At 53.2% G+C, this 25,679-nt stretch carries 25 protein-coding genes; 16 read left to right on the forward strand and 9 right to left on the reverse strand.

The window, feature by feature from the left end:
- Positions 1-68: 68 nt before the first annotated feature.
- The 4 genes from I2D94_RS07055 to thrC all read right to left on the reverse strand — a co-directional run bounded on the left by I2D94_RS07055 (position 69) and on the right by thrC (position 3,592).
- Positions 69-656: a shikimate kinase gene (locus tag I2D94_RS07055; protein WP_195396120.1), complete on the reverse strand. Its 588-nt coding sequence runs from the start codon at positions 654-656 to the stop codon at positions 69-71.
- Positions 657-779: 123 nt separating this feature from the next.
- Positions 780-1,217, reverse strand: a complete 438-nt coding sequence (locus I2D94_RS07060; protein ID WP_006060701.1) for an ACT domain-containing protein — start codon at positions 1,215-1,217, stop codon at positions 780-782.
- The gene (gene thrB / locus I2D94_RS07065) at positions 1,210-2,103 is read right to left on the reverse strand and encodes a homoserine kinase (RefSeq protein WP_195396121.1); all 894 of its coding nucleotides are present in this window, start codon (positions 2,101-2,103) and stop codon (positions 1,210-1,212) included. The genes I2D94_RS07060 and thrB overlap by 8 nt, the downstream gene beginning before the upstream one ends.
- Positions 2,096-3,592 (reverse strand): threonine synthase, encoded by a 1,497-nt coding sequence (thrC, locus tag I2D94_RS07070; protein WP_195396122.1) that lies wholly within the window; start codon positions 3,590-3,592, stop codon positions 2,096-2,098. The genes thrB and thrC overlap by 8 nt, the downstream gene beginning before the upstream one ends.
- A gap of 97 nt (positions 3,593-3,689) precedes the next feature.
- Here thrC and I2D94_RS07075 point away from each other — a divergent pair, with 97 nt between their 5' ends.
- The 5 genes from I2D94_RS07075 (at position 3,690) to I2D94_RS07095 (ending at position 8,653) form a co-directional block, all read left to right on the forward strand.
- The gene (locus I2D94_RS07075) at positions 3,690-4,859 is read left to right on the forward strand and encodes a homoserine dehydrogenase (RefSeq protein WP_195396123.1); all 1,170 of its coding nucleotides are present in this window, start codon (positions 3,690-3,692) and stop codon (positions 4,857-4,859) included.
- On the forward strand, positions 4,856-6,193 hold the full coding sequence (locus I2D94_RS07080) for an aspartate kinase (RefSeq protein ID WP_195396124.1): 1,338 nt from the start codon (positions 4,856-4,858) through the stop codon (positions 6,191-6,193). The genes I2D94_RS07075 and I2D94_RS07080 overlap by 4 nt, the downstream gene beginning before the upstream one ends.
- Positions 6,190-7,194 carry an aspartate-semialdehyde dehydrogenase gene (locus tag I2D94_RS07085; RefSeq protein ID WP_195396125.1) on the forward strand — a complete coding sequence of 335 codons (1,005 nt, stop codon included), beginning with the start codon at positions 6,190-6,192 and terminating at the stop codon, positions 7,192-7,194. Before I2D94_RS07080 ends, I2D94_RS07085 begins: the two co-directional genes overlap by 4 nt.
- 280 nt (positions 7,195-7,474) lie before the next feature.
- Positions 7,475-7,828, forward strand: a complete 354-nt coding sequence (locus I2D94_RS07090; protein ID WP_195396126.1) for a demethoxyubiquinone hydroxylase family protein — start codon at positions 7,475-7,477, stop codon at positions 7,826-7,828.
- A gap of 12 nt (positions 7,829-7,840) precedes the next feature.
- On the forward strand, positions 7,841-8,653 hold the full coding sequence (locus I2D94_RS07095) for a family 1 encapsulin nanocompartment shell protein (RefSeq protein WP_229056795.1): 813 nt from the start codon (positions 7,841-7,843) through the stop codon (positions 8,651-8,653).
- A gap of 175 nt (positions 8,654-8,828) precedes the next feature.
- Here I2D94_RS07095 and I2D94_RS07100 read toward each other — a convergent pair whose 3' ends face one another.
- Together I2D94_RS07100 and I2D94_RS07105 are read right to left on the reverse strand one after the other, a co-directional pair.
- The gene (locus I2D94_RS07100; protein ID WP_072683605.1) at positions 8,829-9,473 is read right to left on the reverse strand and encodes an HAD family hydrolase; all 645 of its coding nucleotides are present in this window, start codon (positions 9,471-9,473) and stop codon (positions 8,829-8,831) included.
- The gene (locus tag I2D94_RS07105) at positions 9,470-10,459 is read right to left on the reverse strand and encodes a hypothetical protein (RefSeq protein ID WP_072683604.1); all 990 of its coding nucleotides are present in this window, start codon (positions 10,457-10,459) and stop codon (positions 9,470-9,472) included. Before I2D94_RS07105 ends, I2D94_RS07100 begins: the two co-directional genes overlap by 4 nt.
- 223 nt (positions 10,460-10,682) lie before the next feature.
- Between I2D94_RS07105 and I2D94_RS07110 the strand changes: the two genes are divergently transcribed.
- The 6 genes from I2D94_RS07110 to I2D94_RS07135 all read left to right on the forward strand — a co-directional run bounded on the left by I2D94_RS07110 (position 10,683) and on the right by I2D94_RS07135 (position 17,784).
- Positions 10,683-12,581 (forward strand): BglG family transcription antiterminator, encoded by a 1,899-nt coding sequence (locus I2D94_RS07110; RefSeq protein ID WP_195396127.1) that lies wholly within the window; start codon positions 10,683-10,685, stop codon positions 12,579-12,581.
- A gap of 275 nt (positions 12,582-12,856) precedes the next feature.
- Positions 12,857-13,189, forward strand: a complete 333-nt coding sequence (locus tag I2D94_RS07115) for a PTS lactose/cellobiose transporter subunit IIA (protein WP_117892936.1) — start codon at positions 12,857-12,859, stop codon at positions 13,187-13,189.
- A complete protein-coding gene (locus I2D94_RS07120) occupies positions 13,186-13,488 on the forward strand; it encodes a PTS sugar transporter subunit IIB (RefSeq protein WP_195396128.1) in 303 nt (100 codons plus the stop codon). Before I2D94_RS07115 ends, I2D94_RS07120 begins: the two co-directional genes overlap by 4 nt.
- Positions 13,489-13,500: 12 nt before the next feature.
- The gene (locus I2D94_RS07125; RefSeq protein ID WP_195396129.1) at positions 13,501-14,793 is read left to right on the forward strand and encodes a PTS sugar transporter subunit IIC; all 1,293 of its coding nucleotides are present in this window, start codon (positions 13,501-13,503) and stop codon (positions 14,791-14,793) included.
- Positions 14,794-14,870: 77 nt separating this feature from the next.
- Positions 14,871-16,340: a glycoside hydrolase family 1 protein gene (locus tag I2D94_RS07130; RefSeq protein ID WP_195396130.1), complete on the forward strand. Its 1,470-nt coding sequence runs from the start codon at positions 14,871-14,873 to the stop codon at positions 16,338-16,340.
- Positions 16,333-17,784 (forward strand): glycoside hydrolase family 1 protein, encoded by a 1,452-nt coding sequence (locus I2D94_RS07135; RefSeq protein ID WP_195396131.1) that lies wholly within the window; start codon positions 16,333-16,335, stop codon positions 17,782-17,784. Before I2D94_RS07130 ends, I2D94_RS07135 begins: the two co-directional genes overlap by 8 nt.
- 211 nt (positions 17,785-17,995) lie before the next feature.
- Here I2D94_RS07135 and I2D94_RS07140 read toward each other — a convergent pair whose 3' ends face one another.
- On the reverse strand, positions 17,996-18,214 hold the full coding sequence (locus I2D94_RS07140) for a hypothetical protein (protein ID WP_195396132.1): 219 nt from the start codon (positions 18,212-18,214) through the stop codon (positions 17,996-17,998).
- Between the two features lie 7 nt (positions 18,215-18,221).
- On the reverse strand, positions 18,222-18,443 hold the full coding sequence (locus tag I2D94_RS07145) for a hypothetical protein (protein ID WP_195396133.1): 222 nt from the start codon (positions 18,441-18,443) through the stop codon (positions 18,222-18,224).
- A gap of 3 nt (positions 18,444-18,446) precedes the next feature.
- On the opposite strand from I2D94_RS07145, the gene I2D94_RS07150 reads away from it, so the two are divergent.
- From I2D94_RS07150 to I2D94_RS07160, 3 genes are all read left to right on the forward strand, one after another.
- The gene (locus I2D94_RS07150) at positions 18,447-19,358 is read left to right on the forward strand and encodes an AEC family transporter (protein ID WP_195396134.1); all 912 of its coding nucleotides are present in this window, start codon (positions 18,447-18,449) and stop codon (positions 19,356-19,358) included.
- Between the two features lie 88 nt (positions 19,359-19,446).
- Positions 19,447-20,925, forward strand: coding sequence for a glycoside hydrolase family 1 protein (locus I2D94_RS07155; RefSeq protein ID WP_195396135.1), 1,479 nt, complete (start codon positions 19,447-19,449; stop codon positions 20,923-20,925).
- 96 nt (positions 20,926-21,021) lie between these two features.
- Positions 21,022-21,762, forward strand: a complete 741-nt coding sequence (locus I2D94_RS07160; protein WP_195396136.1) for an AAA family ATPase — start codon at positions 21,022-21,024, stop codon at positions 21,760-21,762.
- A 57-nt stretch (positions 21,763-21,819) separates the two neighbouring features.
- Here the strand turns inward: I2D94_RS07160 and I2D94_RS07165 are convergent, their stop codons facing one another.
- Positions 21,820-22,725 (reverse strand): LysR family transcriptional regulator, encoded by a 906-nt coding sequence (locus tag I2D94_RS07165; protein ID WP_195396137.1) that lies wholly within the window; start codon positions 22,723-22,725, stop codon positions 21,820-21,822.
- 177 nt (positions 22,726-22,902) lie between these two features.
- Between I2D94_RS07165 and I2D94_RS07170 the strand changes: the two genes are divergently transcribed.
- Together I2D94_RS07170 and I2D94_RS07175 are read left to right on the forward strand one after the other, a co-directional pair.
- Positions 22,903-24,627, forward strand: coding sequence for an FAD-dependent oxidoreductase (locus I2D94_RS07170; protein WP_195396138.1), 1,725 nt, complete (start codon positions 22,903-22,905; stop codon positions 24,625-24,627).
- A 220-nt stretch (positions 24,628-24,847) separates the two neighbouring features.
- A complete protein-coding gene (locus tag I2D94_RS07175) occupies positions 24,848-25,660 on the forward strand; it encodes a MerR family transcriptional regulator (protein WP_195396139.1) in 813 nt (270 codons plus the stop codon).
- Positions 25,661-25,679: the final 19 nt, after the last annotated feature.

Genomic DNA, 25,679 nt, shown 5'->3' on the forward strand with positions numbered 1-25,679 from the left:
TTAAAGTAACAAAAAAAGAAATTGCCGAATGGATTGAATTTTCCAAGGGGCAATTTCTTTTTTTCATTTTATCGAATGTGTTCAACTGGAATCTCTGCGATATCAGAAGCGTGAATCAGCTCGTTGTACGTGCTCAGGATCAGCTTCAGATTTTCTGACAAAGGATTGGCGCCGTTTAAATAAAGCACGCGGCAGGGCAGACTGGCCGCCCATTCCAGATGCCGTTTGCGGCAGGGAGAACCGTCGGTTTCGTAGCGGTCAGAATCCGCCAGGAAACGCTGGTGCGCTTCAAACATATCCCCGCCCGGTAGAATCCGCGCGCCGAAGGCTTCCAGTTCTCTTTGGTGCAGACGCTGCCGGCGAAGCTCGGCCGGAGCGTCGACATGCACGGCCAGATCAAACAACGGTACAAACGGCGCATTGAAGCTGTCCATTGATCCGGCCATGACGAAATGATCGAATGGAGTAATGTCATGCATCAGCCGTTCGGCTTTTTCTGTTCGCGAAAACATGAGCGTGAACGGAACTGGCGTGTCTTTGCGCCATAGATAATCGTCGATGTCAAAATAGGGATAACCCAGTTCACTGGCCGTCATCCTGCCCAGCGTGGTTTTTCCTGAACCGGAAGAACCAAATAAAAGAATACCTCGTGTCATCGCTTACCCTCCCCTGATACAGTCCGGACTTTTATTCTATCCCGGAAATGCAGGTTCCGCAATCGGAAGCTTCCAGAATCAAGGATAATCAACATGTTTCGCTCTGGCGGAAGGAAGGTTTTTTTATTCCAGGTCGATCAGGCGGACGTTGGTCACGCCCTTTTTCTCTTTCAGGCTGCGCAGCACTTCGTCGATGGAACAATCCAGATCTGAGATATCCAGCGAGAGGCTGACCGAGGCGTGATCATGAATCGGAATTGACTGGTTGATCGTCAGCACGCTGGTGTGCTGGGCCGCCAGTTCGTTGAGCACCTCGCTTAACACGCCCTGCTGATGCGTCAGGATCATGCTTAACACAGCTTTGCGGCCGCGCGCGTTTTCCGAGAAAGAAAAGATCGAATCTTTATATTTATAATAGGTGCTGCGGCTGATGCCGACGCGCTGAACAGCTTCGCTGACCCCTTTTACTTTGTGCTGTTCGACAAGATCGCGGGCTTCCACAACTTTCGCGTAAAAATCCGGCAGGATTTTCGTGTTGACGATCAGATATTGTTCACTCATAGGGTTCCTCCTTGCATTCAATACGGACGCCTTCCTGTTGGACGCGGCAGGGCAGCAGCTGCCAATGATGATCCAGTGTTTTGAGCTTTAACGAAAGGGCAGCTTCCGGAAGATCATCGAGAAATAAGGCCAGCAGCGTCGGCCCGGAACCGCTGATCATTACCGCGGCGGCTCCCTGATCGACGCATAACTGTTTTACAGCCGCATATTCCGGAATCAGCGGGATGCGGTAAGGCTCGTGCAATGGTTCGTTCATCGCCGCTTCCAGCAACGCGCTGTCCGCCGTTTCCAATCCTTTTAATAGAAAAGCCAGCTTGCCCAGAGCGCCCGCGGCCTGGGCATGAGGAATCCTCTGAGGCAGAGCCTGGCGGGCACGGCGGGTTTCCAGTTCGAAGTCCGGGACCAGCGCGGCCAACCGCAGACGTTCGCTGACGCTGAAGTCGGCGGTCAACAGACAGTCCTGATCGATCAGCGCGGCCTTCAATCCGCCTAACAACGCCGGGGTGACATTATCCGGATGACCTTCCAGTTCACAGGCCAGCCGCAGAAGATCCAGCGTGGAGACCGGCTCGTTCAACAGCGCGTTCGCCCCGCACAGGCCCGCGAGGATGCAGGCGGAAGACGATCCCAGACCGCGGCTGACCGGGATCGGCGAATCAATCGTGATCTGGACGGGGATTGGCTTCTCGTTCAGCTTTTGAAACAAACGGCAGTAGGCTTTCCAGACTAAATTATTCTCGTTGCAATAACGCCGGGGACAACCGGTAATCGTAAACTGCGCGGCGGGGGTGAAAGTGAAGCTGGCTTGTAAGTCCAGCGCCAGTCCCAGCGTATCGAAGCCGGGGCCTAAATTGGCGGTCGTCGCCGGTACGGTCACTTTAATCATGATTCATCGCCTGCACTTTCTGCCGGACATAATCGAGGATCGCATCCTTTTCGATCTGATCGGTATGCCGAACTGGTTTGTCCCGCAAGCCTTGCAACGGAGCGGGAATTGGAATTCCGGTGCGTTTGCTCAACTGTTCCATCGCCGTCCACTCGTCCATTTCAGCCGCACCGAACAAGGCTTCATAGACGTCCTTGCTGAACTTGAAGCACGAAGCGGTCGCCAGGACAACGCATGGATTTTTTTCAAATCCTTCACTTCGCAGCTGACGCAGGACGTGCACGCCGACTGCGGTGTGCGGATCGAGGACCTGACCGCTTTGGGCATAGACCTGCCGGATGGTTTCGGCAGCCTGCTCGTCGGTACAGTCGCCGCAGGCAAATTGTTTCTGCAGGCGATGAAGCAACGCGGAGTCAATCTGATATTCTCCCTGTTTCTGCAGCTGATCCATATAAGCCGCGACCTGTTGACCATCCAATCCGGTTTCGTGCGCTAACAGGCGTTCCAGATTGCTGGAAATCAGGATATCCATCGACGGCGACGTCGTTTTCATGAAGGGCCGCCGGCGGTTGTAGCAGCCGGTGGTGAAGAATTCAGTCAGAACGTTGTTGGCATTGCTCGCGACGATCAGCTTGCCGACGGGCAAGCCCATCTGCTTGGCGTAATAGCCAGCCAGAATATCCCCAAAATTACCCGTTGGCACACTGAAATCCAACGTCTGCCCAGCTGTGAGCACGCCTCGCTGACGCAGCTGGCGGTAGGCCCAGAAATAATAGACGATCTGTGGAACCAGCCGGCCGATATTGATCGAATTGGCGCTGGAAAGCTCAATCTGACAGGCTTTGAACGCAGCGCGCAGCTGCGGATCGGCAAAGCAGCGCTTGACCGCGCTTTGAGCGTCGTCGAAATTGCCGCGGATCGCGCACACGCCGATATTGTTTCCTTCGCTGCTGACCATCTGACGCTGCTGAATTTCACTGACGAGGTGATCAGGATAAAAAACGAGCAGTTCGCAGCCGGCACGATCCTTGAAACTTTCCAGCGCCGCTTTGCCTGTATCGCCGGAGGTTGCCGTCAGGATCAGCGTTTTCTGCGGCTGACTCTGCCGTCGGGAAGCTTCCGCCAGAAATAACGGCAGCAGCGACAGCGCGATATCCTTAAACGCTGCCGTCGGTCCATGATACAATTCCAGTAAAAAGTCGGAACCCAGCGGAGAAAGCCTTACGACGTCCTCCGCGTCGAAGCGTCCCTTGTAAGCCTGATGAAGCAGAGCCTGAAGCGCGGGGGCGTCCAATCCGTCGGTAAAGCAGGCCAGCACAGCCTGGGCGATGGCCAGATAACTGAGCGGCAGGGTCTCCACGTCGATCTGCCGGTTTTCCCAGTCGGTCGGGATGATTAAGCCGCCGTCGTCAGCCACACCGTTTCTGACCGCCGTCCAGAAATCCCCTTCAATATGCGAACCTCGCGTACTGCATAACTGTTTTTTCATGTGTCCACCTCTTGAATTTTTTAACAGTTCTATGATACAATGTCTTTCAATGAAAAACAAGTGTATTTATTTCAGGCACACATAAGGGGGAATTCATTTGAAAATCGCAATGCTTGGCTGGGGTACCGTTGCCCGCAGCCTGATGGAACAGATTGAGAAGCGTCATGATCCAACGCTGCAGGCCGCGGCCATTTTGATCCGGAAGCCGCATCCGCTGACCCATCCGGCCATGACTTATGATTACGCGGCGATTTTAGCGGATCCGCAAATCGAGATTGTCGTTGAAATGATTTCCGGGGCCGAGGCGGCGTGGAATTATTGCCGGCAGGCAATGGAAGCGGGCAAATCGGTCGTGACCTCCAACAAGGCAATGGTTTCGGCGCATTATGGGGAATTGCTGGAACTGGCAAAGAAGCAACAGGTCCAGTTCCGTTATGACGCCAGCGTCGCCGGGGGGATTCCCTGGCTGCGGACGATCAGTGCGTTAAAAGCTACCGATCCGATTCTGGCGGTCGAAGGGATCTTTAATGGAACGACGAATTACATCCTCGATCACATGGAGCGCGATGGGTTGTCGTTAAGCGAAGGCATCGTTCAAGCTCAGCGTTTAGGTTATGCGGAAGCGGATCCCAGTGCGGATTTGGAAGGGGAAGATCTGGCGCGCAAGCTGATGATCAGTGCCGGCTGTGCTTTCAGCGGGCGGCTTCTGCGCGATCAGTTTAAGGTACAGGGATTGCAGGGATTAACGAATCAGGATATTCAGGCGTTTGAAGCGAAAAAGAAACGCTGCCGGCTGTTGTCGGTCTTAAAGAAAACGGAAGCGGGAATTCAGGCCCGCGTCGAGCCAATATTGCTGCCCTTATCCGCACCGCTGGCGCAGATCCGCGATAATCTCAACGCCGGCGTGCTGCGCACAGCCAGTCTGGGCGAGCTGACCTTGATCGGTCAGGGGGCGGGCGGACCGCCGACGGCACACGCCGTGCTCACCGACATTCTGGAAATAGTAAAGGGGTGTCCGGTTGCGCCGCTGCGGCTGCGTGAAATGAAAATCAGCGAAGCCGCCGGGGATGCTCGCTATTATGTGGGAACCAACGACCAGACCGCCCCGCTTTTTAGCGGAGTAACCGCGGAAATCCGGCGCAGCGAAGGGCGTGTTCAGCTCTGGACGCAGATGGAGGACAGCCGGCAACTTCAAGCTTTAATCACTCACGCCCGGACACTTGATCCGCAGCTGTTTGCCGCGCGGATCCAGGAGGAAGAAGCATGATCGTCGCAAAATTCGGCGGCTCCTCGTTAGCCGACGCCAGTCAGTTTCAAAAAGTCAAAGCGATCGTGAAGTCCGATCCCGAGCGTCAGATCGTCGTCTGCAGTGCGGCGGGAAGACGCACAAAAACCGATAATAAAATCACGGATCTGCTTTATTTATGCCACGCGCATCTGCAATATTCCGTTTCCTGCGAGCCGCTGTTCGATTTGATCCGCCAGCGGTTCTGCGAAATCCGAGATGCGCTGGGGGTAAGTCTGGATCTGGAGGAACCCTTAGCCCAACTGAAAGAAAAAATGCGTCAGGGAATCAGCCAGGACGAGCTGGTGTCGCGGGGAGAATGGCTGACGTCGAAGCTGATGGCGGCGTATTTGGACTGGCCGTTTGTCGATGCGGCTGAGGTGATCCGGTTTGGCTATGACGGCAAGATCGATCACAACGTCACCCGCCAGCTGATCCGGGCGCAGGCTCAGCAGACGCCCCGATTTGTCATTCCCGGCTTCTACGGTGCGCTGCCCAACGGCCGGATTAAGGTCATGGCCCGCGGCGGTTCGGATATCACCGGCAGTTTAATGGCCTCGGCGCTGTCTGCCCGGCTGTATGAAAACTGGACTGACGTCAGCGGGATTCTGATGGCCGATCCGCGGATCATCGAACATCCCGTTCAGATCGAAAGGATTACCTACAGCGAGCTGCGCGAGCTTTCCTATATGGGCGCAAACGTCCTGCATGAGGACGCGATCTACCCGGTCAAGGACGCGAACATTCCAATCGTCATCCGCAACACAAACCAACCGGACAATCCCGGCACGCAGATTGTCGATCACGTCGATCCGGCACTGGAAGACCGGTCGCGGTTTGTCACCGGGATCGCCGGGAAGAAGGATTTCACGGTCATCACGATGTACCGTCACAACGCGTCCAACGAGGTCGGTCTGTTGAAGCGGGCGCTGGAGGTCCTGGAAAAATATAAGATCAGCGTCGAACATGTCCCATCGGGCATTGATAATTTCTCAATCGTCGTTTCCACGGCCGCGATAGCCGACAGTCTGTATGAAATCGCGGCGCAGTTAAAACAGGTGTGCGAATGCGACGATATCAAGGTTGTCAACAATCTCAGCCTGATCGCCGTCGTGGGCCGCAACATGGCGCTGCAGTGCGGCATCTCCGGCCAGCTGTTTCAGACGCTGGGCGCGCATCAGATCAACATCCGGATGATCGCCCAGGGCTCGGATGAAATCAACATCATCGTCGGGGTGGAGAATGAAGACTTCAGCCGGGCGATTCAGGTCTTATACGCGGCGTTTTCGCCGAAAGCAGGGAGGATGCAGGCATGAAAAGCTGTCGAATTGCCATTTTGGGCGCTACCGGTGCGGTGGGCCGCACGATGCTTCAGGTTCTGGAAGAACAAACCGACTGGCCGATCGGACCGGTAAAGCTGCTGGCCAGTCCGCGCAGCGCCGGCCAGACCTTGACGTTTAAAGGTCAGCCGCTGATCATCGAAGCGGTCAATGAGTACAGCTTCGCGGACGTCGACGTTGTTCTGGGAGCCGTAGAAAACGAGCTGGCCAAGCGCTGGGCGCCGGTGATCGTCAAAGCGGGCGCGGTGTTTGTTGACAACAGCAGCGCGTTCCGGCTGGATCCGGATGTGCCGTTAGTCATCCCGCAGATCAATCCGCAGGATATCCGCACCCATCAGGGGATCATCGCCAATCCCAACTGTGCGACGATCATCGCGCTGATGGCGGTCGCGCCGATTTACCGGCTTTCGCGGATTACGCGGATGATCGTGTCGACCTATCAGGCAGTCTCCGGCGCCGGGGCTGCAGGTTTAGCGGAATTAAAACGCCAGATCACCCAGCTGGAAGCGGGACAGGCCGCGTCCGCGGAAACCTTCCCGGTTCAGATCGCGTACAATCTGATCCCCCAGATCGGCAGCTTTGATGAACAGGGCTACAGCTCGGAGGAAATGAAGCTGCAGAACGAAGGCCGCAAAATCCTTCACGATCCGGCGCTGCGGGTCAGCTGCACGTGCGTCCGCGTGCCGGTGCTGCGCTGCCATTCCGAGTCGATCACGCTGGAAACCGAGCGGGAAGTCAGTCTGGATGAAGTCCGTCAGGCGATCGCGGAAGCGGAGGGCGTCGTCCTCAATGAACAGCCGTACCCGACGCCGCTGTCCTGTACGGATCAGGACATGGTTGAGGTCGGCCGGCTGCGGCGGGATCTTGCCAGTGAACAGGGCATCGCGCTGTGGTGCTGCGGTGATCAGCTGCGCAAGGGCGCGGCGACCAACGCCATTGAAATAGTCCGCGTCTGGTGGCGGGATCAGGCAGCCTGACCATCAAGGAGAACCCATCAAAACCGGATCAAGGCCAAAGCCTGAGATTTCATATTCAAGAAAGCCGGAGAAACCCGATGCCGCTTGTGCCTTCAGTGCAGCAGCGATTTGCGGGAATCTGGTTTTTTTATCGGCGCGGATGGAAAGCAAAGCAATGTTTAAATTGATGAAAATTATTTTATGATTGCTGCAGAAAATAAAACAAAGTTAAAATGATAATGATTATCGCTATTGTAAAACGAACGGGTTTGTGGTTTAATAAAGCCAAGGAGGGATGAACATGCCAAACTTTGCGAATCCATTTCAAGGAAATGTCAACCGAAAGATGACCAACGCCGAACTGATGCAGGCGATCCGCCTCGACATCGCGGGCGAGTTGGAAGCAATTTATCTGTACGAATCCCATATTTTAGCGACGGACGATCCTGCCGCAAAAAAGGTGCTGGAGGATATCCGCGATGAGGAAAAGGCGCACATGGGTGAACTGATCACCCTGATGCGTTATCTGGATCCATCAGAAACCGATCATTTCTTAGCCGGTGAATCCGAGGTCAGGGAAATGCTGGAGGATCTGGGAATTGTCAAAAACACTGAGGTGAAGACCGGAATGACGGTCGGATCGCTCAAGGAGTAGGAAGGAGAATTGATGATGGATGTGTTAGGCAGAGAATCCGCGCCGATCAATGCGGCGTTGTGGAAGCAGATTGATGAAACCGTAATTGAAACTGCCCGGAAGTTGTTGATTGGCCGCCGGTTCTTATCGCTGGCCGGTCCGCTGGGGGCTGGTGCGCAGAGCGTGATCGTTGACAGCGCCGCGATGGAGGAAGAACTGGAAGCGGGCATCGGCCAGATCCGCGGCCGCCGTTTTCAGCCGTTAATTCAGTTGTTTGAGGATTTTACTTTATTGTGGCGTGATTTGGAAAGCGTGGAAAGCGGGATGCCGCTGGATCGTTCACGGATTCTGGATGCGGCGCGCAGACTGGCCCGGCGGGAAGACGAGCTGATTTTCTTCGGGAATCCGGCGGCGGAAGTAACCGGACTGGTCAACACCGAAGGAACTGTGCATCTGCCTCATGGCGACTGGAGCCAGAGTGAGAATGCGTTTGCGGATATTGCCAAAGGCTTGAACGAGCTGGAAAGCCGCGGTTATGTCAGCGGTATTACGCTGTTGCTGAGTCCGGATCGAATGTTGGATTTACAGCGGATCCAGCCGGGTACCGGCATGCTGGAAGTCGACCGGATCGCACGGCTGATCGGCGGACCCGTCCTCAAATCACCGGTATTGAAACAGAATCATGCGCTGCTGATTGCGGCGGAGCCGGAGAATGTCGATCTGGCGTTGGGTCTGGATCTGAGCACGGGTTATCTGGAAACGAAGGATTTCAATCATGCCTTCCGGATTCTGGAAACACTGGCGCTGCGGATTAAACGGCCGGAAGCAATCGTTGTGTTTGACTGATCGGTCTTTGAAAGGGATCGGGCAAGCGATCGCGCTTCAGTGGATCCTGTTTTAGAAATCATAAGAAAAAAGCCCTGGGGTAAGCACCCGGGGCTTTTTGTCAAACAGACAGACGAACCGGGAGGACTGCTTATGGATTCAGTCAGATCCGCCTTCTGTTTCGGAATAAGTAGATTTAGTGAGAGGAAGATGCATTCAGACCTGCCAGTTTCAGCACATCGCTGACTTGCGGCAGAAACCAGGTCGGGGTTGTGGCCGGCCGGTCGTTCCGCCCCCATCCAGCCAGCGCACAATCGCATCCGGCGCGCAGCGCACATTGCAGATCGTAGTCGGCATCGCCGATATAAATCGTGGTTTCGGCTTTTGCGCCGCTGCGTTTCAAATAATTCAGCATCGGCTCGGGGTCCGGCTTATGTCCAACGGTGTCGTCGGCCGTGACGATGAGTTCGAAATATTGATCTAAGCCCAGGGCGCTGAAATCCTGCGCCAGTTCGATTTGTGTCTTGGAAGTGACGACGCCCAGAGCTATGCCATGATCGCGCAAGGTCCCAAGCAGCTCGATAATTCCGTCGAAGATCGTAACCTCCTGGAGAAATTCTGTATATTTTGCGTCCCATTCCCGCAGCACCTGTTCCGGATGATCCAACTGAAACCGTCTCAGTGCGTCTTTTCCGGGAATGCCCAGGGCAAACCGCAGATCCTCGGTTCTCAGCGCGATTCCTTGACGGCCCAGCGCCCATTGCAGGGAGTGCAGCACCGCCTGCTCGGTATTCAGCAGCGTCCCGTCGATATCGAAGACCAGATGCGTATAAGTTTTCATGCGCAAACCTCCGGCTGATTCATTAACTGCATTGCCCGGCGGCTCAGCCCGATTTCATAATCGGCACGGAAATCATCCGACAAAAGCAATACCGGCGGCTGAACTGGGGCAAAGCAGGCGTTGAGCTGGGTTTGAATTTCATCGAAGTGATCGACGAAGAACGGATGGGTATACAGCTGGATGAAATCCGGATCAGTGATGATGGCGTAGGTCAGGATACAGCGCAGAATGGATTCCGGCAACGTATCCGGCCATTGGTTCGCATTCAGTCCGGCTTCACGGACCCAGGGCAGCAGTTCGATTTCTCCGGCAACCTGATGAGCGCCCTTGACCGTTTTGCCGCCGACGACAAAGCTGGAGCCAAACCCGCAGCTGCCCAGATAGAAGCTGATCAGGGTCGTATGATCGTTCATCCGGCAGCGCTGCCAGCAGCCTTCCGAGGAAATCCACATGTCGTTGCCCAATGTGCCGTTCAGACCGCTGGCGCATTCCAGCTCTTTTAACAGATTCATTCCTTTGAGCTGGGGATATTCAAAACTTTGCTGGACAGTTTCACCGTTGGTATTGGCGGCGATGCCCAGACAGAAGCAGCACAGCGAAGGTTCCTGACGGCGGGCCTGCAGAAGCAGACCTACGAGGGTATCAAACAGATCGGAGTCAATTTCGATCCGGCCCTGGCTTTTCGTCATACCCAGGCTGTCGAGGATAAACCAGTCGAGATTCTGACCTTCCAGAATCATCGCGATCGCGTTGCGGTAATCCGCATTGTATTGATAGATCCGGCTGCAGCGGCCGCCTGAGGAACTTCCGGTGCCGGCGATCTGCAGCTGCCGGGCGGCGACCATTTCATCGACGATCTTGCCGACCGTCGGAAAGCTCAGTCCGGTTTTTTCCGCCAGCTCGGTCTTGCTGAAAGGTCCGCCCATTAAAAATGCATCCCGGATTTTTTGAAGATTAATCTGTTTAAGCATTCCGGCATCGGCCATGGCAAAAGCCTCCTTTATCCTTTAAGGGTGAACAACATTTAAATACTTTTTAAAACTAATTTAATATTAAGCCGAAGATTTCTTTTTGTCAAGCTGACGTTCACTGTTTTTTTGTTCCCCAATCCTCTTGATTTTTTGCAGAAGAGAACTGCGGTACAAAATCAGCGGTTTTCTTGGAAAATGAATTAATTTCATGATACTCTTAAAAAGAAGGGGTGATCGTATGCTGAACCAGCGGCAGAAAGCCATTTTAAAATATCTGGAAGAAGAAACATACACGACGGCTTCCTTTATCGCTCAACAGCTGGATCTGTCCGACCGGACGGTGCGCACCGAGCTGAAATTGCTGGCTGAAGAGCTGCCGGATTACGGGATGGCGCTTCTCAGCAAGCCGAAGTTCGGATATCGCGTTGAAATTTTGGATCCGGTGCTGGCGGGGAAAACCCGGACGCCGCAGTCGGAAATACCTGCGACGCCGCAGCAGCGCGTCCGCTTTATTCTGGAATATCTGCTCGCACATGAGGATTATGTCAAAACCGAGGAGCTGTGCGATCTCTTGTTTTTAAGCCAGAGCTCGATTTCTCAGGATCTGAAAACGGTGCGTGAAATCCTGGAAAGCTATAATCTGAAGCTGACGGTTCGACCGCATTACGGATTAAAGATTGAAGGCAGCGAATTTGATTACCGCCAGTGTCTGTCGACGTGTCTGACCTCGATTCTGGAAGATCAGCCGGAAGCGGATCAGCGTCAGGGTCAGCTGCAGCGAATTTCTGAGATTTTGGAAAATGTTTTTGAAGAAGCGCAGTTTTTCATGAGCGATTTTGCGTTTAACAATTTGGCGATGCATCTGCTGATCGCCTTGCAGCGGATCGCCAGCGGCAATCATGTACCGATGACCCCGCAGAAACTGGATGAATTGAAAGCGAAGCCGTTATATCCGCTGGCGCAGCGGATTGTCAGTCAGATTGAACAGGCGTTTTCCGTCGATATTCCGCAGAGTGAATGTGGTTATATCGTGATCCATTTGCTTGGCAAGCAAATGATCAAGTCGCCGCAGCAGGAGAACTGCATCATCAGCGAAACAATGTATGAAACAGTCGACGAGATGCTGCGGGTCGTCGATGACGAGATGAATCTGGATTTAAGCAGCGATCTGAACCTGCGGTTAGTGCTGGCGCTGCATCTGGTGCCGCTGGAAAACCGTCTGCAGTATGATCTGAATATGCGCAATCCGCTGTTAAAGGAAATTAAAAATCATTACATGCTGGCGTTTATGATTGCGACGACGGCCTGCGGGGTGCTGAAGGAGCGCTATCAGAAAGAAATCAGTGAAGATGAAATCGGCTACATCGCCTTGCACATCAATCTGGCGCTGGAACGTAAACGCGAAACGATCCGCCGCAAAAATATCGTGATCGTCTGCAGTACCGGGAGGGGAACAGCGGAGCTGTTGGAGTATCAGTGCCGCGATAAGTTCGGCAAGTATATCAATCAGCTGATGACCTGCGATGTTCTGACGCTGGACCGGATTGATTTGTCCGATGTCGATCTGGTCATCAGTACGGTTGAAATTCCGATCAAGCTGCCGGTGCCGATTCTGCGTGTGCAGTATTTTATGGAATCGCGGGACGAATCGAAGATCAAGCGCGTGCTGGCGCAGTCCGGAACCAGCTCCATCGAACACTTTTTTGATCCGAATCTGTTTCTGGTCAATGTGCCGGCGAAAAACAAAACCGAGGTTATCGACTACATGTCGGCGCGGATCCGTAATTTCTACAAAGTTCCGCGTAATTTCAAGGAGTTGATTTTGCTGCGGGAAAAGAAGGCCGTGACGGAATTCGGCAATCTGATCGCGATCCCCCATCCCTATCGTGTCTGCACGGATGAAACCTTCGTCTGCGTCGCCCTGCTGAAGCGCCCGATCCTGTGGGATAAAAAGAAAGTCCAGCTGGTTTTCCTGCTTTCCATTGAAAAAGGGAAAAAACGCGACCTGCAGAAATTCTACACGTTAACAAGTAAGTTCTTAACGTCGAAGGATTACGTGCGGCTGCTGCTGCATGAAAAACGCTATGGCACGCTGATGCGGATTTTTCAGACGATTGAGGAAGATCTGAACAACTGACCGCAGCCCGACAGCGCATTGTATCCGCCCCAATCTGCCGTTTCGCCTTGTTAAAATCAGTCTTCAATGACAGACGCTCGATTCCGTGAGGGGAACCGGGCGTTTTTTTGCGTTTTCAATCTTTTTCCGGATTGAAAACCATTTCCGGATTCCGTTTTGATTTCCGGATTCAAAGCGGAAAAAGGATCTATGGAATGGAAAATGATTTCCCTGTATGATGAAACCAGATCAAATGAGGCTGCAGCCATTTGAGATCACAGCCAGGGAGGAATCGTATGGAAATGTATGAAACAGCATTTGGGTTGATCCTGAACGCAGGCAATTCAAAATCAAAATCCATGATGGCCATTGAAGAGGCCCGGGATTACAACTTCGCGGAAGCCGAAGCCCTGATCAAGGAAGCCAGAGAGGATCTCCGCCTGGCGCACCAGACGCAGACCGAGCTGATTCAGGGGGAGGCCCGCGGCGAAAAACAGGAAGTGTCGCTGATGATGGTACACGCCCAGGATCACCTGACGACCGCCATGATGATGGCCGATCAGGCGGAAGAATTCCTGAACATCTATCGTCTGTTATCAAGTTTATTAAAAAAGGAGGATTCAGAATGAGAATCATGTTAGCCTGCTGCGCGGGCATGTCCACCAGCTTAGTCGTTTCCAAAATGCAGGAAGCGGCCAGGGAACAAGGCAAGGATTATAAAATCTGGGCGGTCGAACAGGGCCAGATCCAGGAAGAATTAGGCAATTTCGACGTCCTGCTGTTAGGACCGCAGGTCCGGCACATCCTGCGCAAGGTCACCAAGATCGTCGGTGATCAGGCGCCGATCGCCGTTATCGATCCGGTTGCTTACGGAACGTGCAACGGCGCAAAGGTTTTGGAACAAGCCGAAAATCTGGCTAAGAAGTAAGAGGGGAAGAAGATGGCTTTTTCAGAAAAGTTTGAAGACGCGCTGCTGCTGGTCGCCGAAAAGGTTGACGGCAACCAGTATCTCACCGCGATTAAAAATGCGTTTACCGCGTACATGCCGTTCATCATCGTCGGCTCGTTTGCCACGTTGTTCAACACGCTGATCTGTTCCACCAGCATCGGTCTGGCCGCCTTGATTCCGGCCGCCGCCTCCTTAAAACCAGCCTTCACCGCGATCAACTTCGCAACGATGTCGTTCATGACGATTCCGATCGTATTCTTAATCGCCATGAATCTGGCGAAAAATGACAATCTGCCGCCGCAATTAGCGGGAGTGGCTGCCGCCTGCGCTTACATTACCGTCATTCCGCAGACCGTTACCGTTCTGGTCGACGGCGTGGCCAACAGCGCCGCGGGTCTGGCTTCGACGACCTTGGGCGCGCAGGGATTGTTCATCGGCATGATCGTCGCGGTCATCGCGGAGAAAATCTTTGCCCGGCTGATGAAATTTGAAGCGATCAAGATCAAGATGCCGCCGTCAGTACCGGCTGCGATCTCTCAGTCGTTCAACACCCTGATTCCGATTCTGATCACATTGACGATCACAGCCGTCGGCGGCATTCTGTTCTATCTGGCAACCGGCAGTTATCTCAATGAATGGGTGTACTCGGTCATCCAGTCGCCGCTGGAGATCATCTTCCAGTCGCCGGTCGGCATCATCGGCATTGTCATTATTTCGCAGATCTTCTGGTTCTTAGGCATCCACGGCGGTCTGATCATTTCGCCGATCCGCAATCCGTTAATGAGTGCGGCCATCGCGGCCAACACCGCCGCAGTAGCAGCGGGCTCCGTCGCCAACCAGCCGGTCACAATGGGTTTCTGGACCTTCTTCATCGTCGCTGGCGGTGCGGGAATGATCTTATCTTTAATCATCGCGATCTTCCTGTTTTCCAAGCGTGAAGATCACCGCATGATCGCCAAGCTGGGTGCGATTCCGGCACTGTGCGGTATTTCCGAACCAGTTGTCTTCGGTCTGCCGTTAGTGCTTAACCCGACGTTCGCAATTCCGTTTATCTTCAATTCAGGCATTGCCACGGCGATCGCGCTGTTTGCGACCAACATCGGCTTTATGCCATGCAACACGGTCGACGCACCGTTTGGTCTGCCGATCATGATCGGTGCGTTTATCGGCCATGGCTGGCAGGGCGTCGTCGTGCAGCTGATCATCATCGCGGTAACGACGTTAGTCTGGATTCCGTTTGTTCTGATGTCAAACAAGCAGGCGCAGAAGGAAGCCGGCAACTAAGATTCAGGATTTTACTTCCGGGAAGCAGAAGGATAACGAACTGCTTCCCGGATTTCTAAATAAAAAAGGAGGATACAATGGGAAAGTTTCCAGCAGGATTTTTATGGGGCGGCGCTACCGCTGCCAATCAATGCGAAGGTGCGTGGAACGTTGATGGGAAGGGAGTTTCGGTCGCCGATGTCGCCCGGTTTAAGCCGGAAGTCGACAAAAAAGACTATGTTGCCCAATGGCATACGTCGCCTGCCGATATTGAAGCGGCGCTGAAGACGGAAGACGAAGTTTATTATCCGAAGCGTCACGGCATTGATTTCTACCATCATTATAAAGAAGACATCGCGCTGTTTCAGGAAATGGGCTTTAAGACCTTCCGTATGTCGATTGCCTGGACGCGGATTTTCCCGAACGGAATCGAGGAACAGCCGAACGAAAAAGGGCTGCAGTTCTACGAAGATGTGTTTAAGGAATTGCGCAAAGCCCATATCGAACCGCTAGTCACGCTGTCGCATTACGAAATGCCGCTGTATTTCGTGACCCATGGCGAGGGCTGGGCGTCGCGTGAGGTCGTCGATCATTTTGTCCGCTATGCCGAGGTTTGCTTCAACCGGTATAAGGATCTGGTGAAATACTGGCTGACGTTTAACGAAATTGATTCGGTGTTCCGGCATCCGTTTACGACCGTCGGGATCGTCGAGGAGAACTATCCGTCCAAACTGAAGGCCGAGGAAGCCATTTACAAGGCGCTGCATCATCAGCTGGTCGCTTCCGCGCTGGCGACGAAGCTTGCCCGTCGAATCAACCCGCAGTTTCAGATCGGCTGCATGGTGACCAAAACGATGACCTATCCGGAAACCTGCAATCCCAAGGATATTTATCTGGCGCAGAAGGATAACCGGATGAATTCCCTGTATACTGACGTGCAGGTGCGCGGCGAATATCCGCGCTGGATTAAAAAGGAATGGGCGGACAAGGGTTTTACGATCCCAATGGCGGCCGGGGATGAAGAAATTCTCAAGCTGCATACCGTCGATTTCATCTCTTTCTCCTATTATATGAGTATGGTTCAGTCCGTCCATGCCGATCAGCGTGAAAAGGTTGGCGGCAATCTGGCGACCGGTGTTAAGAATCCCTACCTGCCGACGTCCGATTGGGGCTGGCAGATTGATCCGGAAGGATTGAAAATCTCACTGATCGATCTCTATGACCGCTATCAGAAACCGTTGTGGATCGTGGAAAACGGTCTGGGCTACAACGATCAGGTCAACCCGGACGGCACGATTGACGATGATTACCGGATCGAATATTTCCAGTCTCATTTTGAACAGATTGCCGAAGCGATCGCGGACGGCGTCGAGGTCATGGGCTACACCTCCTGGGCGTGCATTGACCTGGTCAGTGCCTCAACCAGTCAGATGTCCAAGCGGTATGGATTTATTTACGTCGATCTGGACGACTACAACCAGGGCAGCGGAGCACGCCGCAAAAAGAAATCGTTCGACTGGTACAAGCAGGTCATTGCGACCAATGGAGAGGATTTGAGTCATGAATAAAAATTTCCGCCATGATTTTCTTTGGGGCGGCGCGATCAGCGCCTGCCAGGCCGAAGGAGCGTATGACGCCGACGGCCGGACGCTGACGTTTCCGGATATCGTCAAGCGCATCGACCCGAATCAGCGTCAGAATTTCGGTCAGGCCTGGATCACCGACAAGGAAATTGCCGAAGGCAAGACTGGAGATTTGCTTGACTATCCCAAACGTTGGGGCATTGATTTCTATCACACCTATGTCGAGGATATCGCACTGATGGCGAAGATGGGATTTAAGGTATTCCGCTTCTCGATCGCGATTTCCCGCGTCTTCCCGCATGTCGGCGACCGTGAACCGAACGCGAAAGCGCTGGCTTATTACGACGGCGTGATCCGTGAATGCCGCAAATGGAACATGGAACCGCTCGTCACGATGTCGCATTTTGATCCGCCGATTGAGATCTGGGAGAACTATGGCGGCTATACCAACCGGGAAATCATCGACTATTACTACCGTTATTTTAAAACGCTGATCGACCGGTATCATCGCGACGTCAAATACTGGCTGCCGTTTAACGAGATCAACTGCGGTCTGTTAGCTCCGTTTAAGGGACTGGGGGTCTGCAACGGCGAGGGTGTTGAATTTGAGAACCGGCGCTGGCAGGCGATTCACAATCAGTTTGTCACGGCGGCTAAAATTGTTCAGTACGCCCATCAGCACTATCCGGATTTAAAAATGGGCTGCATGGTCGCTTATGTGACCTCCTATCCGTATTCCTGCGACCCACTGGATGTGATCGCCAATGAAGAATTTGACCGGATCACCAACCTGTTGTTTCTGGACGTGCAGGCGAAGGGCGAATATCCGTATTTCGCTAAAACCTATTTTGAACAGAACCAGATCCATCTTCAGATTGAGGATGGCGAACTGGAGCTTTTGAAGCAGGGGACAGCGGACTGGGTCGGCTATTCTTATTACCAGTCGATCGTCACGGCCGCGGCTACTGACAAGAAGGAACGCACCAGCGGCAACCTGACTTCGGGACTGAAAAATCCGCATTTGAAGGCCAACGAATGGGGCTGGCAGATCGATCCGGATGGTCTGCAGTATCTGACGAATAAAGTTTACGACCGGTATGGAAAACCGATCTTCATCCTCGAAAATGGAATCGGCAAGATTGAAACGCTGAACGCGGAAAACACCGTGCATGACGACTACCGGATCGATTATCTGAAACGGCATCTGAAAGCGCTGAAGGAAGCGGTGCAGGACGGCTGCGACGTCATCGGGTACACGTGGTGGGGACCGATCGACTTGATTTCCTCCGGCACCAGCGAGATGAGCAAGCGCTACGGATTCATCTATGTTGATCAGGATGAAAACGGCCAGGGCAGCAAGCGCCGCTATTGCAAGGACAGCTATGCCGCATATAAGCAGATCATCGAAACCAACGGTGAAGAATTGTAGCCGTCAGTGTTACCCAAGTCATAACGATCAGGACAGCGAGGCGTCGCTGTTCTTATTCATTCAAAGGGGAGGCAATTACAATGAGCCTGGTATTTGAACAGGTGACAGTGATGTTTCTGCAGCTATAATAAAAAGACAGTTTTTCGCCATGTCCAGGGCTAAATAAAAGGCGCCTATTCCAGCGACCTAATATTATTTATTATTTCCTATTTCAAAAAGGGTACTTATCATCTTCTTTTTTTTGTTTTTTCTGCCACGCCACTAACTCCACAAGTGCCTGTCTTATAGTTTCCGGAGCATCTTCCGGCAAAGAATCTTCTAAATATATTCCGGTATCTTCATCTCTTTTAACCTTATACTTCACAAGAGAATGATCAAGTTCAATCAGATGCTTCAGTTGTTCTTTTGAGGTTGTTCCTATTCTCATCATTCTAGCATCATCCTTTCAACAATTCATCAAATTCTTCTGTTAAAGCCGTTGTTTTATTAGTAGCAAAATATTCAGCAATTACTTCATTGATCTTATTTCCGCTAATAAATGTTTCTGCTGCATAACAACTAAGGTTTTCCATCAACCAAGATGGATTATAGTCTAGATGTACTTTGACTGCTTTAAAAAAAATAGAATTAAATTCTTGTTCAGCTTTATTATACTGCAAGTTGTGCAAAGACGCAAATTTTTCAATCAGATCGTAGTGCTGTTATTGATGTTCGCGGGTGCCGGAGCGTACCGCGTTCATCTCATCAGTGACGAGGGTTCGCGGCAGCTGACACAGCTGTTGTTGTATCTGTGCAATCCGGCGCTGATGATTTCGTCGCTGGCGCTGCCGTTTGACGTCCAGCTATTCAAGCAGGGCGCGCTGGCGGCCGGGGTCAGCGTGATCGTTGTCCTGGCGGCGTTAATCAGCGCACGGCTGATGTTTCCCGGCGGTCAGGGCGTCGAACAGTTCGGCGTCGCCTTCTGCAACGCCGGGTTCATCGGAATTCCGTTGGTGTCCCAGCTGTTAGGCGAGGGGTGTCTGTTTTATCTGACGATCTATTTAACGGTCATGCCGCTGTTTGTCTGGACGGTCGGATTGAAGCTGATCACCGGCGATGCCGCGGGAATCCGCTGGCGTAAAATTTTTGGCAATCCGGCGATGATCGCCTTTCTGATCGGGTTCGCTTTATTCCTGCTTCCGGTGCCGATTCCCGCAGCGCTGGGACAGACGCTGTCGTTTTTAAGCGCATGCAACACGCCGCTGGGGATGATCGTTCTGGGCGTCTTTCTGGCGCAGTGCCCGATCCGTGAGATCTTTGCGAACCGGAAAAGTTACGCGGTCAGCTTTGGACGGTTGATCGTGGCGCCGCTGGCATCGCTGGCCTTGCTGAGCCTGCTTCCGGCATCGCTGACCGAAATGAAGCTGACGATCTACATTGCAGGCTGTACGCCGGTCGGGGTGCTGCTGGCGATGCTTTCGCAGAAGGTGGGCAAGGATTACCGGTATGGAGCAACGTTGGTGTGTTTGTCGACGCTGCTGTCGCTGTTCAGCCTGCCGCCAATGATCGGCCTGGCGCTGCGGCTGTGGACTTGAGACACAGAAAAAATGAATTTTTGCCTGCACAACAAGATGAAATTCAGTACAATGAAGATAAAATCAAGGAAACTAAAGGAGGAATACCATGGGACAAGCATTTCCTGAAAACTTTTTATGGGGCGGCGCTGTCGCAGCCAATCAGATCGAAGGGGCGTATCTGGAGGACGGCAAGCAGCTAAATGTCACCGACGTGGTCGTTGGAATTCTGAACGAACCGGATTTAAAATGGAATCCAAAGCGGCAGAAATGGGAACCGGCGCTGAAAGCCGACAAGGTATATCTCAGTCATGAGGCGATCGATTTTTATCATCGCTTCAACGAGGATCTGGCCTTGATGGAAGGGATGGGCTTCCAGGCATTCCGCACGAGTATTTCCTGGGCGCGGATTTTTCCCAACGGCGACGAAATCGAGCCCAACGAAGCCGGTCTGCGGTATTATGACGAGCTGTTCGCGCAGATGCGCCGGCGCGGCATGGAGCCGGTGATCACGCTGAGTCATTATGAAATGCCGCTGCATCTGTTGACGGAATACGGAGGCTGGCTGAATCCGAAGATGATCGATTTCTGGATGAAGTATGTTGATGTCGTTTTCCGCCGTTATCACAACGTCGTGAACTACTGGATGACGTTTAACGAGGTGAACAACCTGTTCAGAATTCCGTTTGTGGCCGGCGGCGTACTGGACATTCACCCGGTGCATCCGGAACATGTCAATCAGGATCTGACCGAGCGGCAGCTCTATCAGGCAGCGCATCATCTGTTTGTCGCCAACGCGAAAACAGTACAGCTGGGTCATCAGATCGACCCACAGGCCCAGATCGGCTGTATGCTTTCGCTCTCCAGTCTGGCGACGTATCCTTATACCTGCGATCCGCAGGATATTCTGGGCGTGATGGAACATCAGCACAAACAGATGTTATTCCTGGATGTTATGGTGCGCGGGGAATATCCGGGTTATATCCAACGGAGCTGGCGTGAAAACGGATCGCGGCCGGACATGACCCAGGACGAGCTAAAGCTGATCCGCAGCTTTCCGGTCGACTACATCGCTTTCAGCTATTACCGCAGCACGGTTTATCATGCCGGAGCGAAAATCCGGACGGATACCGGCGGTTTGGCAGGACTGGACAATCCCTATCTTAAACAGACTTCCCCGGCGCCCTGGCGCTGGCCGGTCGATCCGCAGGGGCTGCGCTATGTCTGCAACTTTTTGACCGATCATTATCACAAGCCGCTGTTTATCGTGGAGAACGGGATCGGTTTGGACGAACAGCCGAATGAAACCGGAGCGATTCACGATGATTTCCGCGTCGAATATATCCGCGAGCATTTGATCCAGCTGCGCGAAGCGATCGCGGACGGCTGCGATGTGATGGGGTATCTGTATTGGGGACCGATTGATATCGTGTCGGCGGGCACCGGCGAGATGCGCAAGCGCTATGGATTTGTGCATGTCGACCGGCAGAACGACGGCAGCGGGACGCTGAAACGGACGCGCAAGGACAGCTATGAATGGTTCCGCAAGGTCATCGCGACGCACGGCGAAGATCTGAGCGATAATTAAACGAACGCTTACGAAGCGGGACGATCTGAATTCTTTCAGGTTGTCCTTTTCTTTTAGTCTTACTCTGGTACAATAAATTCAAGAGGTGAGGCCGTCATGCTGGAAGCTTATGAACTGTATCTGCGTCAGGTCCGCATCAACGAAGGCGACGCCGGACGTTCTGCGGGATATCCGTTTGCGATCCCGCTGTTTCAACATTTTCAGCCGCTGACGTTTCATAAACCGCTGACGTTTATCACCGGGGATAATGGCACCGGAAAATCGACGCTGATCGAAGCGATCGCCGTTGGGATGGGCTTTAATCCGGAAGGGGGAACACGCAACTTTCAGTTTGCGACCCGGGAAACCCATTCGTCCCTGTATCAGGCGCTGACGCTGGTTAAAGGCGTGCGCCGCTGCCGCGACGGCTTCTTTTTCCGGGCTGAAAGCTTTTATAACGTTGCTTCGGAAATTGAAAATATCGCGGCCGAGGACAGCCGCATGTTAACGGGCTACGGCGGGGTGTCGCTGCACAAGATGTCGCATGGGGAGAGCTATCTGACACTGCTGCGCAGCCGGCTTTCCGGACATGGCTTTTATCTGTTTGACGAACCGGAATCCGCGCTGTCGCCGACCGGGCAGTTTGCGATGCTGGCGATCATGAACGATCTGGTCCAGGAGGATTCCCAGCTTGTGATCGCGACTCATTCGCCGATCCTGCTCGCCTGTCCGCAGGCGGAAATTCTGGAAATCCAGGACGACGTGTTGGTGCCGGTGAGCTATGACGAGTCGCAGACGGTTAACCTGTACCGCCGCTTCCTGAATAATCCGCAGATGATCCGTCAGATTCTCGATTAGTTTGCATCAGAAAAACATAAAAAAACGGACGGAAGTCCGTGAAGGAATAAAACTGGATCAGAGCCGGGCTTCATCCGGACGATCCGGCGCGGGGACGCGGGTCTGAAAATAGTGGATCAGCGTTTTTTCATCTTCGGTGAGCGTGTGGTTTTTTAACCAGGAAACACCGTAGCTCCAGGTATGATCGTCAAACGGTACGCTGGTGAACACTTCGGAGGCTGGCAGCCGGGTTTCATGCTCGACGGTCAGCGCAATGCCATGGTTATCGCAGACAAACTGCCGCAGAAGTTCCATTTCCGAAGTCGTCAGCACAACGTTGGGGCGAAACCCCAGCTTGCGGCAGCCGTGGATCACAAAGGCATACGACTTGAATTCTTTGCCAACCATCATAATCCGCTGGCCGCGCAGGTCGTCAAACGTGATCTGCGCTTTTTTTGACAGCGGATTCTGCCGATTAATCCAGAAATGGAAAGGTTCGCTGAACAACGGCTGAGTATGAAAACGGGTCTGGTCAAACGGCGCGACTGTGATGGCCAGATCCAGCTGCTTGTCGAGTAATTTCTGTTCGCAGCGCAAGTCCGGCAAATCCTCATGCTGAATTTCAATCCGCGGATATTGCTGGCGGAATTCAACAAGCGTGTTGATGCCCAGCGAGCCGATTGTGCCATAGGAGAAGCCGATCCGCAGACGGCTGGACTTCGGCCTTGCCAGATCCTCGATTTTTTCCAGCGTATCGTTATAATCTTCCAACGTCCTGACGGCAAATTCGTAGTAACACTCACCCTGCGGCGTCAACAGCCGTCCCTCGTCGGTTTTGACAAACAACGGCGCGTTCAGTTCCTGTTCCAGCTGCCGGATCGCTTTGTGCAGCCCCTGCGGCGAGATGTAAGCGGCTTTGGCGGCCTTGGCGAAAGAAGCTTGCTGGCATACTTCGACGAAATAACTTAAAGTCCGAAAATCCATGACAAAATCCCCCGATTTTTTTAGTTTCTTTCCTCTTTGATGTTGTGATCATTATAACATATATTGTGAAAACATAAACACACTGGAAACTTTTGGTTGCGAAAAGATCAAATAACAGATGATTGGCGAATTCCCAAAGTCTTGTGATAATGGAATCACAAGAGGAGGAAACAAGAAATGAATCAAAACCACAAGATAACCAGCGGCATCTCGCGCCGGGATTTCCTGAAAGGTGCGGCAGCCGGTGCTGTCGGGCTGGCGGCGGCCGGGCTTTTAACGGGGTGTGAAAGCCAGGAAACGCCGACGTCAACGCCATGTCCTGAACCGACGGCCGCTTCCGGTCAGTTCGCCTGGGAAACGGCGCCGGAGCCGATTCCAGAGGATCAGATCAAGGAAACAGTCGAGAGTGATATCGTTGTTGTGGGCGGCGGCTTCAGCGGTCTGTGCTGCGCCCTGTCCGGCCGGGAAGCGGGGGCGGAGGTTGTCCTGATCGAACGGATGCGTCAGGTCATCGGCCGCGGCGGATCGATTTTCGCCATCAACTCCAAGCTGACTAAGGAAAAGGGCTATGAATTGAGCGAGGAAGAAATCAGTAAGATTTATAAACGGATGATGGGCTATCATTCCTATCGTATCGACGGCAGCAAGTGGATGCTTCACGCCCAGCGCAGCGGCGAAGCGATGGACTGGCTGATCGATCACATGACGACGGCCAGCCAGGTCGGCGGCAATGATCTGACGCCGGTTATGGAACATTGGTATTCGGATCCGGAAGACGTCAACGGCGAATTCCCGGGCACGCATGAATTCTTAGGCGGCCCGAATGGCAAAGGCCCGGACGATAATCCGCAGCAGGACGTCTGCGACAACATGGCGGCATACTGCGCGAAGGCCGGCGTCGATATGCGCTATGAAAACGCCGCAAAGCAGCTGGTGAAGGATGGTGACCGCGTGATCGGGGTGATCTGTACCAACGCCAATAACGAATATGTGAAATACATTGCCCGCAAAGGCGTCGTCATGGCGACCGGCGATTTCGGCGCGGACGAGGAAATGCTGCAGAAGTACATTCCATGGGCGCTGCAGGCGGGCCGCGGGGGAATCTGGGAAGGTTCCGGCCACAAGATGAGCTATTGGGCCGGGGCGGCGTTGGATAAGAGCGAAACGCCGGCACCGATGATTTTCTGCTTCCAATGGCGCAGCATCACCCGTCAGGTCCGGGCGTTCCAGGGATTGATGGTCAACAGCGACGGCGTGCGTTACACCAACGAAGACAATGTTATTTCTCACGGCGGTCTGTCGCTGATGCATGAAAAAGGACATCACGCCTATGCGATCTGGGATACCGCTTACGCGTCCGAACCGCAGTGGCAGAATCACCGCTATGTCGACGGACCGAAGGTATTTGAGAACGAACAGGAGGTCATTCAATATTGGGATGAGATCGTTGCCAGCTCCGGCACCATTGAAATGAACGGCTCCGGTTCGATCGACGTCAAGATGGTCAAAGCTGACACGATCGAGGAGCTGGTTGAAAAGCTGGGACTGCCGAAGGAAACGGCGATCGCGACGATCGAGCGCTATAACGGTTTCTGTGAAAAGGGAGTGGACGAAGACTTCTACAAGCGCAAGGAACTTCTGCTTCCGATCAAGACCGGCCCGTTCTATGGGATTAAGTGTACGCCGTGGTTCCTGTCTACCGTCGGCGGCATCCGCTGCAATAACAAGATGCAGGTGCTCAACGAAAACAATGAAACGATCGAAGGGCTGTACTGCGTCGGTTCGATGGTCGGCGATATGTACTGCAACTGCTATTCGACCCACTTCCCGGGACATAATTTAGGTTCCACCTGCCTGACGTTCGGCTATCTGACTGGAAAATATCTGGCCGAGGAAGCTTAATTTCAAGGAAGTCGGCTCACGGAATTTGCCATGACTGAATTCTGATCCGGTTGAGTATCTGATCCGGATGAGGAAATAAAAGAAAAGATTCGTCTGTTTTTGCGGCGTTGTTTCAGCGCCGCTTTTCCTTTGTTTAAAATTTCCAGCATTGATCGCTTGACTTTGTCCTTAGGACAAGGTGTATCCTGAAGCCAGACACAGGAAAAAAGGAGGAAAAGCCATGCTGACGATCGGCGAATTTTCCAGAATCTGCCGGGTTTCGACGAAAACACTGCGCTATTACGAAGCGATCGGTCTGCTTCAGCCCCGGCTAGTCAATCCTGCGACGGGGTATCGTTTCTATACCGCAGATCAGCTTGGGCCAATGCGGCTGATCAACCGGCTCAAAGCCTACAACTTTACGCTGGATGAAATCAAGCTGCTCGTCGTCACGTTCAATGGCGAGCGAAGCAGTCTGAACGCGGCGCTGCAGGAAAAAAGGCAGGAGCTTCTGCGTCAGAAAACGCTGTTGAATCAACGGCTGCGGCAGCTGGACGCGGATATCGAAAATCTCAGGCAAGGTTGTACTCTGTTCAACTCCGGGGATGAGATCGCGGTGGAACTGACGGAAATGCCGGCGATGACGCTGCTTTCGCTGCGCTTCAAAGTACGGGAAGGTGATTTCCCGCAAGCCTATCAACAAAGCTTCCACATCTTGCTGGATAAACTTCGCAAACAACGGCTGACGATGAACGGATTGCCGATGACCTTATTTCATGACGATGAATTCAGCGAGGAAGGGCTGGACACGGAATTTGCGATTCCTGTCCGGGAAACCACGGAGGAAACCCGGCTTTTCCAGCCAGGCCTCTGTTTGAAAACTGTGGTCAGCGGTCCGGACGCGGATTTTCCTGCCGTCTACGCCCGCCAGATTCAATGGGCCGAGGCGGAAGGATATTACAATGCGGATGCGTTGTTTGAGGTCTATCGTTCTGATCCCCGGGACGATCCGCAGGCGTTTTGCGCCGAAGTCTATTATCCGGTTAGAAAATAAACAAGGAAAAGAGGAAGAA

This window comes from Holdemania sp. 1001302B_160321_E10, from assembly GCF_015552275.1.
In the GTDB taxonomy this organism is placed as follows: Bacteria; Bacillota_I; Bacilli_A; order Erysipelotrichales; family Erysipelotrichaceae; genus Holdemania.